12 protein-coding genes and 1 tRNA gene are annotated in these 12,441 nt (G+C 40.8%); 8 read left to right on the top strand and 5 right to left on the bottom strand.

Going from position 1 to position 12,441, the window contains the following annotated elements; all coding sequences use genetic code 11:
- Positions 1–66 precede the first annotated feature (66 nt).
- From FEK29_RS00380 to FEK29_RS00365, 5 genes are all read right to left on the bottom strand, one after another.
- Positions 67–1,584 (bottom strand): carboxypeptidase-like regulatory domain-containing protein, encoded by a 1,518-nt coding sequence (locus FEK29_RS00380; protein WP_138256424.1) that lies wholly within the window; start codon positions 1,582–1,584, stop codon positions 67–69.
- Positions 1,585–1,704: 120 nt separating this feature from the next.
- Positions 1,705–1,854: a hypothetical protein gene (locus FEK29_RS18030; protein ID WP_162850203.1), complete on the bottom strand. Its 150-nt coding sequence runs from the start codon at positions 1,852–1,854 to the stop codon at positions 1,705–1,707.
- Positions 1,854–4,073, bottom strand: coding sequence for a ferrous iron transport protein B (feoB, locus tag FEK29_RS00375; protein WP_138256423.1), 2,220 nt, complete (start codon positions 4,071–4,073; stop codon positions 1,854–1,856). Before feoB ends, FEK29_RS18030 begins: the two co-directional genes overlap by 1 nt.
- Positions 4,070–4,315 (bottom strand): FeoA family protein, encoded by a 246-nt coding sequence (locus FEK29_RS00370; protein ID WP_138256422.1) that lies wholly within the window; start codon positions 4,313–4,315, stop codon positions 4,070–4,072. Before FEK29_RS00370 ends, feoB begins: the two co-directional genes overlap by 4 nt.
- A gap of 271 nt (positions 4,316–4,586) precedes the next feature.
- On the bottom strand, positions 4,587–5,255 hold the full coding sequence (locus FEK29_RS00365) for an SCO family protein (protein WP_138256421.1): 669 nt from the start codon (positions 5,253–5,255) through the stop codon (positions 4,587–4,589).
- A 159-nt stretch (positions 5,256–5,414) separates the two neighbouring features.
- On the opposite strand from FEK29_RS00365, the gene rseP reads away from it, so the two are divergent.
- From rseP to FEK29_RS00325, 8 genes are all read left to right on the top strand, one after another.
- Positions 5,415–6,767 (top strand): RIP metalloprotease RseP, encoded by a 1,353-nt coding sequence (gene rseP, locus FEK29_RS00360; protein WP_138256420.1) that lies wholly within the window; start codon positions 5,415–5,417, stop codon positions 6,765–6,767.
- 80 nt (positions 6,768–6,847) lie between these two features.
- Positions 6,848–6,921, top strand: a tRNA-Asn gene (locus FEK29_RS00355).
- A gap of 987 nt (positions 6,922–7,908) precedes the next feature.
- Positions 7,909–8,580, top strand: coding sequence for a DUF6617 family protein (locus FEK29_RS00350; protein WP_138256419.1), 672 nt, complete (start codon positions 7,909–7,911; stop codon positions 8,578–8,580).
- Positions 8,581–8,693: 113 nt separating this feature from the next.
- The gene (locus FEK29_RS00345; RefSeq protein ID WP_138256418.1) at positions 8,694–8,984 is read left to right on the top strand and encodes a helix-turn-helix transcriptional regulator; all 291 of its coding nucleotides are present in this window, start codon (positions 8,694–8,696) and stop codon (positions 8,982–8,984) included.
- 266 nt (positions 8,985–9,250) lie between these two features.
- A complete protein-coding gene (mbpA, locus tag FEK29_RS00340) occupies positions 9,251–9,547 on the top strand; it encodes a mobilization protein MbpA (protein WP_138256417.1) in 297 nt (98 codons plus the stop codon).
- Positions 9,544–10,407 (top strand): relaxase/mobilization nuclease domain-containing protein, encoded by an 864-nt coding sequence (locus tag FEK29_RS00335; RefSeq protein WP_138256416.1) that lies wholly within the window; start codon positions 9,544–9,546, stop codon positions 10,405–10,407. Before mbpA ends, FEK29_RS00335 begins: the two co-directional genes overlap by 4 nt.
- A gap of 4 nt (positions 10,408–10,411) precedes the next feature.
- Positions 10,412–10,879, top strand: a complete 468-nt coding sequence (locus tag FEK29_RS00330; RefSeq protein ID WP_138256415.1) for a DUF6730 family protein — start codon at positions 10,412–10,414, stop codon at positions 10,877–10,879.
- Between the two features lie 372 nt (positions 10,880–11,251).
- Positions 11,252–12,391, top strand: coding sequence for a Fic family protein (locus tag FEK29_RS00325; protein WP_138256414.1), 1,140 nt, complete (start codon positions 11,252–11,254; stop codon positions 12,389–12,391).
- Positions 12,392–12,441 lie beyond the last annotated feature (50 nt).

The following is a 12,441-nucleotide window of genomic DNA, read 5'->3' as shown; positions in this document are numbered from 1 at the left end:
CGGGCGGAGCGGTGTTGATTTTGATATCCCTATGACTTTCTTCAGGGTAGTTCATGCGTTCGTGGATCATTCGTTTTCAACTTGTGAGGTAAACTCCTTGATCGCCATATTGGGCTCCATAATGGTATGGCCTTTCCAAAAATCAGGGTCGTACTTGGGCATGTATTGGGGAAGGACGTCGTTCTTTTCAGTGAATGCATTGAACTGCGCCTCAGAGATAGATTCAGTATCGAACACCACCACCTCGTATTTGTTCCTTCCGTTGAAGGCGGCATCAATTTTCAAATGGAGTTCGTTCTGCTTCCTTCGCCCTTTAACATTTTTGTTCTTCTCAATGATCTTCACCGGTCGTTTAAATCCAACCCGGTTTCCTTTGGTAATTTCATAGTAGCGGAGGCTGTACGTTCCATCGGCATCCTTATCAAAAAGTATACTGCCCTTTGCCAGGTACTCATTTAGGGAAATGCCCAAGAGGTTGAATTTTCTCAGCGGCTCCACATTTTCAAAATCCATCTTTATAAGCGCAAAGTCATTGGCGTCTATATAGAGTTTCCCTTTAAATTCTTCTGATCGCTTCGGTTTAAAATCAATGACATATAATGGTTTGTCCCCAATGTAAGTGAAGTCCTCCAGGATTAGGTCGTATCGGTTGGACTTCCACAGTACGTTATAGTCCGTATTCTTAAAAATGGGCAGGTTGGTGTATAGGTTGGCCAAGGTGCTGCGTTTGTAGTTGGCGAAGAACTTTTTGCGCTCCGTTGTTTTTTCAAGTTCCTTGTTGAGCGATTCCACTTCACTGGAATCCACCTCCTGGTCAAAGAGTTCCTCGGCATCGATTTTGGTTCCGAACAGGCCTGATTTTACCTTGAAATAGCTATCGGTCTTTACGTTCTTTTTGATGATCTCATTGAACCGTTCCTCCAGGTTTTCCATATCTAAGCGGCTATTCTTATCATAAAGTTCGGAGGCCTTTATCAGGTCCAATTTCTGTTCATCCTGGTCCTCTGATCCATAGAGATCTCCCAATACTTCCGTATAATAGGTATCGTTTGATGGGATGGATTTTAGAACACTGTCCAGAAATTGCTTGTTCAAAGCGGGAATGGTGGATTCCTTGATGGTATAGTTGGATTTTTCAATGTAATTTCTGTATGATTCCCTTAGGAACAGACGCTTTTTGGTAAAACTGTTTATATAATTTTTGCCGATGTTTTCTTCGACCAATTCCAGAATTTCCTCCGGCGTGTAGTCCTTGTTTGAAACGATCACTTCCTTGAGTTCTATGGCTTTTGGGCTCAAAAGTATAGCCTTGCCCGTAAATTGGTTCAAAGGCTTCCCTATGGATTCATAACCAATGCATGAAATGAAAAGTGAGTCCGTTTCTTTGATGCTTTCGGACATCAAAAAACTGAATTTCCCTTCTTCATTGGTAATGACCCCATTTTTGTTCAAGATGATGGTAGCATAAGGCACAGGTTGTAAGGTGGTACTGTCCAGTACCGTGGAGCTTATGTTCTGTGAGAACAGTAAGGTGCTAAAGAGTAGGGTAAGACTAGAAATGGCAAAGGTCCGTGTTCTGTACATTGGATGATGGAATGGAGTACAAACTAAATAATCGAAATGAACAAAACCTTGTCCTTTTGGATAGTATTGTGAAAGATTTATTGATTTTTTAACAACATCTCGTCGAGCGGGCGCCCAGGTTTAATGACATCCACAATCGTCCTGTCCACAGGCTTTACTGGATTTTTTACCAACGGAAAACAGTCGTTTGGGCAACACAAATTTATAGGCGAGGTATCCAACCGAAATGAGTAGGGTTATATAGACCAATATGTGTTGTACTATTTCCATTACTTTAAGATTTGATAGGCAATCAGCGCCATAATATAGGCAAAAAGACTCATAAATACCAGCTGAAAGGTAGGCCATTTCCAAGAATTGGTTTCCCTTTTCACAATGGCTAGGGTACTCATGCATTGCATGGCGAAGGCGTAGAACAGCAATAGAGATATCCCTGATGCCAAATTGAACAAAGGTTCCTTGGTTACCGGATTCACTTCTGCCGCCATGCGGTTCTTTATGGTTTCCTCCTCGTCATTGCCCACACTGTAGATGGTGGCCAAGGTACCAACGAAAACTTCCCTGGCGGCAAAGGAGGTCAGAACGGCGATTCCTATTTTCCAATCATACCCTAGGGGTTCCACCACAGGCTCAATGGCCTTGCCCATATAGCCCATGTATGAATGTTCCAATTTGTAACTGGCTATTTCTTGATTTAGGGCCCTACCTTCCAAGGTGGATTCCATAGTTTGGATAGAGTCCTGTATCACGTTGGGGTCCATCCCGCTATCTACCAAGGATGCGCGGTACTGTTCCAGGTTGTTCTTGATGTAGGTTTCACTGTAGGTAGAATAGCCTTCTTGAGAAACTCGTTTTTCTATAATCGATTCGGCATTATTGAAATCATCGGAAAACCCATTGGAGCCCAAGAACCAAAGAATGATGGAAATGGCAAGGATGATTTTACCCGCTCCAAAGACAAAGCTCTTGGTCTTTTCCAAAACGGTATAGCCCACATTTTTCAATAGTGGCAGCTTATAATTAGGCAGTTCAATCACAAAAAACGATCTACTCTTGATCTTTAGAATTTTGTTAAGAGCCATGGCCGATACAATCGCGGCCACAAAGCCAAGAATGTACAAAAGCATCAAGGTAAGTGCCTTAAAGCTTAATCCAAGAAAATTACCTTCTGGGATCACCAGGGCGATGATGATCAAGTAAACGGGCAATCGCGCGGAACAAGTGGTAAAGGGCGTCACCAAAATGGTAATCAACCGTTCCTTCCAGTTTTCGATCGTCCTGGTGGCCATGACCGCGGGAATGGCGCAGGCAGTCCCAGAAATTAAGGGCACAACACTTTTTCCACTAAGGCCAAAGGGTCTCATAATACGGTCCATAAGGAACACCACCCTGCTCATATATCCTGTTTCTTCCAAAAGGGAGATGAACAGGAACAAAAAAGCGATCTGGGGGATAAAAATGACGATACCGCCAATGCCGGCGAGGACGCCTTCTGCAATAAGGTTGGTAAACACTCCCGGTGGTAAGGTATCCTTTACCCATTCCGTAGCCGAGGCAAAAAAACCATCTATCATATCCATGGGGTATTCGCTCCAACCATAGATGGCTTGGAAGATGGTGAGAAGAATAATGAAGAAGATGAGATATCCAAAAACCTTATGGGTAAGGATTTTGTCCAAGGTAGCCCTAAAACCTTTGGCGGCGTTCCTATCTACCTTGTAGGTTTCCTTTAAAATGCCATTGATGAACTGATACCTTAGGATGGTTTCCTTTTGCTGCAACCGTTTTAATTCGGATTTCGTTTTTGTGCTAAAGGAAGAGGCGTCCTTGATCAGCTTTTTCTCTATGGGCATGAAGTTGACGTCCTGGGTAATGACCAGCCACAATTTATAGATGTCCTCCTTGGGGAAGGTTTTTTTTAGCTTGTCAAAATACTCCGGGTCAATTACCGTTGTGTCCACATTGGGTGCCTTGGAAAGACTTTTATAATCCGCAATAAGTTCCTTTAACTGTTCTATGCCCAAACCTTTTCGGGTACTCACAAGGGCTATCCTTGCATTGAGTTTTTCCTCTAAAAGGGGAATGTCTATACTGATACCTTTTCGGGCCATACGATCGGCCATGTTGATGACCAAAATAGCGGGAATCTTCAGGTCCTTGATCTGGGTAAAAAGCAGCAGGTTCCGTTTGAGGTTTTCTACATCGGATATAACAAGGGCCACATCCGGATGGTCCTTATCGTTCTTGTTGAGAAGCAGTTCAACGGCAACGCTCTCGTCCAAGGAAGTAGTGTTCAAACTATAGGTGCCCGGTAAGTCAATGATGTGTGCACGTACGCCCCTGGGTAGTTTGCAGATGCCTTCCTTTTTTTCGACCGTAATACCAGGGTAGTTCCCTACCTTTTGGTTGAGTCCGGTCAATTGATTGAAAACAGAGGTCTTTCCTGTATTGGGATTTCCAATGAGCGCTACGTTGATCTGTTTGCTCATGGCTGCCTATCTTCCTCAATGATCTCCAAAGCGATCTGTTCCGCAATTATGCGCCTAATGGCAATATGGGAGCCGTTGACATTGATATAGATGGGGTCTTTTAGGGGAGCTACCTGTACCAGTTCCACTTCGTTACCGGGCAAGCAACCTAATTCCAGTAACTTAATGGGCAACAAATCCTCCGTGAACTCCTTGATAATCCCTTTTTGACCTCGCTTTAAGCGTGCAACCGTTGTCTCCAATTCTTATTTAGATTCAGTATAATTAAGCAAAAATAAGGTAAATTTTAGGATAAGCAAGTATTAAGAGCCTGTTTAAATTTCCATCCATTGTTTTTCTATGTACCTTTTTGCGAATAATTTGGTTAAAATCTCATCAAGTAGCGCTGCTATTATCTTCGATTTTGACTTATTCTGCCCCAAAAATGGGCTGTACAAAAAATCAATCATACAAATTTTAAAAGGCTCTAAGGGCGATATATCTTTAAGGGAATTATCGAACAAGGTTTTAAGTCTACTCCTTGTAACTGGATTTTAGCACTTGCAGGTCTTCCAATAACCTTTCTACTTCTTCGACCTTGGTACCGTCATAAAACCCGCGTATACGCTTTTTCTTGTCCACCAGGATAAAATTTTCCGTATGGATCATGTCAAAAGGGCCGCCGTCTCCATCAGTCTTAACGGCCAAATAGGATTTGCGTGCCAGTTCATAGATTTGCTTTTTATCGCCCGTTACCAAATTCCATTTGGAATCGTCCACGCCTTTTTCAAGGGCGTACTTTTTTAGCTGTGCCACGGAATCTATCTGAGGAGTAACGGAGTGCGAAAGCAACAGGACATCATCACCGATTTTGTCCTGGATGGACGCCATGTTCTTGGTCATGATCGGGCAAATGGTAGGGCAGGTGGTAAAGAAAAAATCGGCTATATAAATCTTATCCTTGTAATCCTCTTGGGTGATGGTATCCCCGTTTTGGTTTACCAGGGCGAAATCTGCAATGGTATGGTATTTTCTAACATGCTGTATTTCGGCTGCCACCAATTCACTGTTCACCATGGCAGGGGTGTAGACAGGGAGGATTTTTTTAGGCTGTAAGGCGTTATAAAATAGGTAAATGATGACCCCCGAAACGAAAAGCATGACCACGCCAAAAATCTTGAACTTACTAAAAAAGGAGCCCATATTTTTTTGTGCAAAGGTACGCCAGCACGGGATTCCGTTCAAATTTTTAGCCCCTATTGAAGCCAAAATATTCTTAAAATGGAGGGTGTATACCGAGTTTCTTTTTTTTAGACCTCGTAAAACTGTACTTTTGTCCGATTTAATTTTTAGAAGACGTAAATGAGCCCCATCGCTATAAAGACTATCCAATTTTTTTTAAGCCTTTCCTTGTTGATCGTACTTCATGAACTTGGACATTTTATACCCGCCAAATTGTTCAAGACACGGGTAGAGAAATTTTACCTCTTTTTTGATGTTAAGTTTTCCCTTTTCAAAAAGAAAATAGGGGAGACCGTTTATGGCATTGGGTGGCTTCCGTTGGGAGGCTATGTAAAAATCGCCGGTATGATAGACGAAAGTATGGATACCGAGGCGATGAAGGAGGAACCCAAACCCTGGGAATTTCGTAGCAAACCGGCCTGGCAACGTTTGATAATTATGTTGGGCGGGGTAACCGTGAATTTTATTCTAGCGGTTATTATTTACATAGGCATGGCCTATTCCTATGGCGAGGAGTACATTCCTGCCGATAGTTTAAAGGATGGTTTTTTGGTGACCGAAAAGCATATTGGCGATGAATTAGGGATACAGACTGGGGATTTGATTACCGCTGTGGATGGGGAAAAAGTGGAGAAGTTCAGTTCCCTTCCCTTGGAAATCATCAATGGAAATACCATTACGATTCAAAGGGATGGAAGAACCTTTGACCAGGAAATTCCGGTTGACTTTATCGCTACCTTATTGGAAGACGAGGACAAGGCGCGGTTTTTAAGTTTACGAACGCCATTTGTGATTCGCGATGTATCAGAGGATTCTCCCAACACCGACATCGGTCTTCAAAAGAATGATGCCGTTATTGCCATCAATGGAAATGAAGTGGCCTACCAAGATGAGGTGGCGCCCTATTTGGAACAAAACAAAGGCGGCACCATACAGCTCACGGTAAAGCGAGGGGATGAAACTTTCCCTGTGGAGGCAAAGGTTACGGAAGATGGAAAACTGGGGGTTATGCTGGGCCTGGATACCTATGAGGACTATGCCAACATGGGGTATTTTAAAATTGAAAGAATAAAGTATTCCTTTCTAGAATCCATTCCCGCGGGTATTGAAAAAGGAGTGAGTACCCTTAGCGGTTATGTAAAGCAGATGAAGAAAATATTCAACCCTTCTACGGGAGCCTACAAGGGAGTTGGTGGTTTTGCGGCCATTGGAGGCCTCTTCCCCAATGGTTGGGACTGGCCCGCTTTTTGGAGTGCCACGGCCTTTATTTCCATTATTTTGGCTTTTATGAATATACTGCCCATTCCCGCATTGGATGGAGGACACGTCATGTTTTTATTGTACGAAATGATTACGGGCAGAAAGCCGAGCGACAAGTTTTTGGAATATGCCCAAATGACCGGATTCTTTCTGCTGATTGCACTATTGTTGTTCGCCAATGGGAACGATTTATACAAATGGTTGTTTAAATAGAAAAACAACTTTTTTTTGTTTGGCAAAGTTTAAAAAACATTTATATTTGCACCCGCTTTAAAGGATAAAGTACGGTATTTTCCTCCTTAGCTCAGTTGGTTAGAGCATCTGACTGTTAATCAGAGGGTCCTTGGTTCGAGCCCAAGAGGAGGAGCTTAACAATAGCAAGCCATTCAAGAGATTGAATGGTTTTCTTGTTTTTAGCGGGTACAACATAGGTACAACATTTTTGATGTAATGGATTACGGAATGTTTATGTACTTATTAACGCGATAATTATTAATCTCTTTCGTATTAACTTATAATTCTATACTTAACCTTTTCCCATAAAAACTTTTCTAATTTCCTATGGGTAGGGTTGAGGGACGAAAAATATTAATTGCTACTTTTTTCATAAGTTTAAGCAAATCCTATCGATATCCTGTTGCCCTGTGCGGCTCCGTGGCTCTTTTGCTAGGATTTTTTTCATCATGCTGAAAAGTAATAGTTGCCCCTCGTGGCCATTCCCAAAGACCGGAAGCATAGACTCAAAGTCAGATTAAAAATTCCTTTATTCATGCCAAGTGTATTGTTTTCTAAGAAATTCATCGGTCGCTACGCTCGGTCAGGTTCTTTAATTTTAAGGATTATTCCGTTGTGGAAACATTTAAGCCGCCTCGTCTTCCAATGCGGGGCATTTTTTTTGCTTCATTGTTTCAGCGAGTCTAAACCAATAGAAATCGCCGAGCTAAAACATTTAAAGCGTCCTTTGCGGGCCGCTTTTTTCATTTACTTTTATTTGGGGAAAGGTTTCTCATAAGAGAATTCCTAAGATGCTATGTTTGGATAAAAATTCCTTATTGAAAAGTTTAATTTCTAAAAAAATATTGAGGCCTTGTCAATCTCCGGAAGTCGGCCAGACCATACAATCCAATTATTCCATGCGGACACGCTGAGCCGGTCCGCAACGGTCGTCTTTCCGCTGCAGGTTGCCTGACCTCCTCGGTCGGCTCGAAAGAACAAGCGGCTTAGAACGCCCCTTGACCTTTCCTTTCCCTTGCCACAAAAAAAAGGGTACTTCTGTCCAATTTATAACTCAGGTTATCGAAAATGAAAAACGACATAAGTTCTTTTAACTATCTTGAAATCAATCTATAGCATAGTGAATCGGATAATAAACCATATCGCCAATTGGCTCATGGCCTTTAATGATAAGAAAATGAAGGTCCGTGAGGACTTTAATTCCTATATGAAAAGGGGTAATAACCTTATTATATTTGGGCTGGTTCTTTTTGGGATATATTTTCTGTATATGGCATTCGACCTATACAGGGATTATGGGAAAATCTGGTTGGCATCCTTTCCTATAATTTTATTTGGTATTGCTGTATTCGTTGCTTTAATTAAAAATGCCTATAGGGACAAACTGAAAAACCGCCAAAGGAATTCTTCTATACGACTTGTTGGTTTTAATATGGATTTCAATCAACCTATTCTTGCCCAAATATATAGTTCCTTGATTCGGTATGAATTTTTGGACGAAAACCTGAATCGGTTTGAAGACTTCTATAATGTAATGATATTCGATTTTGATGAACATGAATCCGTACTACATTTCAATTGCACGCAAGCCGAGTTGAAATTCATTCTTGAAAAATTTAAGGTCTTCAAGCGAGGACTACATCTCTCCACTTTTGAACGCTCTGGGAAAATCTACAATAAAGGCGAATTGATTTCGGCTAAAAAACTATCTAAAAGTTATAATAAAAACCCGGTAACTCGAGAAACGGAAGATCTTATAGATTCGTTTTTTGGCTTTTTGGGGGATAATTAAATAATTTTTGGGGGGTATATCCTCTTTTTCCCTTTGCATCGGCTTTCACCTGTTTTCTTTGTCTCGATGATTTGTAATACGAACCGGCCTTGGTAGGCCTTAAAACCGAGAACATGGAAAAGGATGAAAACATGGTGGAACTCTTAAGGGATATCAAAGGGTTGTTGTCCCAACAGAAAAAGATAATGACTGTGGATGACCTTTCCAGATATACTGGATTGTCCAAAAGTAAAATCTACAAACTTACCCAACAGCGCTTGATTCCCACGGGAGGGAATAAGCATATACGACAAAAATTCTTTGATAAGGATACCATTGACGCATGGCTCATGGGAGCACCCAACATTTCTGATGATTTTTTGGAAATGGAGTTTGACAGACAGCTATTAAAAAATAGGAAGTGATTATTGAAAAATGCGAATTTATTACTGCATCTAACTATTGAAAGGTTTGTGGATAGGGAGAAAAAAGAGAAGTGGGAAGATTCCTTCAATGATTCGTCTGAGTGAGAATTCAAGATGTGTCATTGTCATGACAAATCTTGCTTTTGCTCCCGCCGGTCGCAAAAGAAAAGGAACTGGCAATCAGGTTTTGGATATATTTTTTAAAGTAGCGTATTCATTGGGATCATTTTAAAAATACAAAGCATCAATACGTAGAAACACCAAAGGTGAAAAAGGAATTCGTACAATTTAGATGTTCCATTTATGAGAAGAAACTGCTTAGGGTCAAGGCGGACAGGAGCGGACTTTCAATAAGTGAATATTGCAGACGTGCCGCTTTTGATGATCGTATCATTGAGCGATTGACACAGGAACAAATAGCGTTGTATAAAATGCTCACCCGTTATGAAACCAACTTTAAACGCATTGGCAATATGTACCGGAAACGCAACCCAAGATTGTCTGAAGAAGTGATAAAGTTGTCAAACGAGATACGTACCCACCTTTTGAGTTTTAGAAAATGATAGGCTTGGGAAAATCCATATCACATACTAAAGTTTCCATAAGTTATGGATGGAATCAGGAAAAGGAAGCCGTAGTGGTCTACAGGCAACATCTTTCCGGAGAGACCCCCATGGAGATTACCCAGGAGTTCAAAATCATACAATCCCAAAACCAGAAATGCAAAAGGAATACTTTGAGTTTTGTATTGAGTCCCACCATAGAAGATGGTAGGGAATTAAAATCAACAGAATTAAAGAAAATAACCGAACGGTTCGTTCAAGAAATGGGATTACACGAACAACAAGCAATTGCATTTGTGCACCGAAATAGGAGCCACATCCATATTCATTTATATGTGAACCGTATAAATTTTGAGGGAAATGCTTATAAGGACAACTACATTGGAAAACGGAGCCAACTCGCTGCCGAAAAAGTGGCCAGGCAACTGGGAATGACAACCGTCAGGGAGGTTCAACAACAAGAACTGAACATGGTTAAGGATGTACGGGCGGAAATAAAACAGATCCATGAACAAGTAATGTCGGAAATGGGACCAAGGGATTTTGACCAGTATATCATATATATGAAACAGCGGGATGTGGAAGTGGTTCCGAGCATCAACAAACATAACCAACTTCAAGGATTTCGTTTCGAGCATAAAAGAGAAAACCTAAAAGGCAGCCATGTACACCGCTCCATGTCCATTAGGAAAATAGCCGAGCAGATCGGTTTCGACCAAAGGGAGGTGCAACAGATTGTGAATGACAATTCGATGTACCTACTCGGAAAGACCGTAAGGGTATCGTCAAATTTGGCTATGGCCCTCGCAAAGAAGGTCATCAAATTGACCGTGAAAAAATCAATTGGACTAGGAATGTAATACTATGACAAAGTTGGACGAAATCATGGAAGTGCTTACCCAAGAAATATCCGGGTTCACTAATTCCATTGCCAAACTTGAGGAACTTTCAGAAAAGCTTAAAAACCTGAAATTAGAAACGGATACCTCTAGGTTGGAATCAAGGATAAACGATTTTTTAAGATGGCAGAGGAGTTCGGTCGAGTCCTATGAAAATCGAATGGAAGAAGTATTGAAAACGATAGAGAAATCGAGATGGGCTCCTAAATGGGAAAATGCCCTGCTTTATATTGCGATTAGTTTCAATGCTATGGCTTTTGCTTACTTGGGATATTATTTTATCAATTACGAGTTAAAGGTGCGTGATTCTATTAAAATGGCCCGAGAAGAGGGGCATGGCAATGCAAGAGATTATTTCAGGGAACATCCTATAATTCTTAAAGATTTTGAAAAATGGTCAAAAAAAAGGGATAGCATCCCTAATCGAGAGTAGGGGTGCACCATTTTGAATTTCTCTTGCGTATTTATCTTTGCGCACGCCAAAGAAATCCCTTACTCCCATACTTATTGGGGCTGAACAAAGTTTGAGGTAGGATTTGGGACGGACTTCCCCTAAAAGAATATATTATCGAATGTAGAATTCTTGAGTTTATTCGTTCAGTAGGAATTTATACCCTAACGTACATTTTCATGGCTAAGATGAGAAAGTAAAAACATTCAAAATGTAACGATTTTTCCGGTGAAAATACTTTAACAGCAAATCCACTATTTAAGAAAAACAGTTTAAAAATTAAATAACAATTAGATTGATTAAGAAAAAAGCTATTTTTGTTAAATAGTAACTTTGTAATTGAAGGGAGTATACATGAAAACATTCAAAGCGGGCAAATCAATAAGTCAAGGATATTATAAAAGCTTCCAGCCCAATCCAATCAATAAGGAGTGGCTAGTGGATGATATGGAAGTGCTTTCGCTTTTAAGTAAGGCAGATCGTCATTTAGGCCGACTGGATATGTATTCGGAATATGTCAATATTGAGTTATTCATTAGCATGCACATTGCCAAAGAAGCTACCCAGTCCTCAAAAATAGAGGGCACACAAACGAATATGGAAGAAGCCTTTTTGAATGAAGACGAAATTTCGGTCGAAAAGCGGGATGATTGGGAAGAGGTGCAAAACTACATTGCTGCAATGAACGAGGCGGTGAAAATGCTTCACAGATTGCCTTTTTCATCAAGGCTTATAAAACAAACCCACAAGATTCTTTTGCAAGGTGTACGGGGACAAAATAAATTACCAGGCGAATATAGGACCAGCCAAAATTGGATCGGGGGAGCTACAATAAACGATGCCGTATTCATTCCACCCGTTCATACATCTATCAATGAATTGATTTCCGATATAGAGAAATTTGCAAATGATGAACTGAACCATCTTCCCGACCTCTTAAAAATTGCTCTTATTCACTATCAGTTTGAGACTATTCACCCCTTTTTGGATGGTAACGGTAGGGTAGGTAGGTTATTGATTACCCTGTACCTAGTAAGTAAAGGAATTTTAAAACAGCCCATTCTTTACCTTTCCGATTTTTTTGAAAAAAACAGGACACTTTACTACGACAATTTAATGCGGGTTAGAACCCATAATGACCTTTCCCAATGGTTTAAATTTTTCCTTTCCGGTGTCATTGAAACTGCCAAATCTGGTGTAACGACCTTCGATAGCATTATGCAATTGCAAAAAACGCTTGAAATCAAACTGAAAACTTTAGGAGGTAGAGGTGTAGATGCCCGTAAGGTGATTGAGAGCCTCTATACCCGTCCGGTCATAGATGTACATAGGGTGGAAAGTATCATTGAAAAATCCAATGTTTCTGCCTACAAGCTCATAAAATCCATGGAAGAGTTGGAAATTCTACATGAAATAACCGGGTCGCAAAGGGACAGGCTTTATATTTTTAAGGATTATATCGATTTGTTCAAGGGAAACCCATTACCAAGGTGACAGTCTTTAATAAAATGGTGGTTCTGTGTTTGAATTCATAACTAAATTCG

This window comes from Maribacter aurantiacus (genome assembly GCF_005780245.1).
In the GTDB taxonomy this organism is placed as follows: Bacteria; Bacteroidota; Bacteroidia; order Flavobacteriales; family Flavobacteriaceae; genus Maribacter; species Maribacter flavus.
Note: the sequence above shows the minus strand (reverse complement) of the source record. Positions and strands in the feature narration are given on the sequence as shown.

Excerpts from the sequence above, each read along its gene's own strand:
- FEK29_RS00380 (WP_138256424.1), bottom strand. The coding sequence starts at position 1,584 with ATGTACAGAACACGGACCTTTGCCATTTCTAGTCTTACCCTACTCTTT.
- FEK29_RS18030 (WP_162850203.1), bottom strand. The coding sequence starts at position 1,854 with ATGGAAATAGTACAACACATATTGGTCTATATAACCCTACTCATTTCG.
- feoB (WP_138256423.1), bottom strand. The coding sequence starts at position 4,073 with ATGAGCAAACAGATCAACGTAGCGCTCATTGGAAATCCCAATACAGGA.
- FEK29_RS00365 (WP_138256421.1), bottom strand. The coding sequence starts at position 5,255 with ATGGGCTCCTTTTTTAGTAAGTTCAAGATTTTTGGCGTGGTCATGCTT.
- rseP (WP_138256420.1), top strand. The coding sequence starts at position 5,415 with ATGAGCCCCATCGCTATAAAGACTATCCAATTTTTTTTAAGCCTTTCC.
- FEK29_RS00345 (WP_138256418.1), top strand. The coding sequence starts at position 8,694 with ATGGAAAAGGATGAAAACATGGTGGAACTCTTAAGGGATATCAAAGGG.
- FEK29_RS00335 (WP_138256416.1), top strand. The coding sequence starts at position 9,544 with ATGATAGGCTTGGGAAAATCCATATCACATACTAAAGTTTCCATAAGT.
- FEK29_RS00330 (WP_138256415.1), top strand. The coding sequence starts at position 10,412 with ATGACAAAGTTGGACGAAATCATGGAAGTGCTTACCCAAGAAATATCC.
- FEK29_RS00325 (WP_138256414.1), top strand. The coding sequence starts at position 11,252 with ATGAAAACATTCAAAGCGGGCAAATCAATAAGTCAAGGATATTATAAA.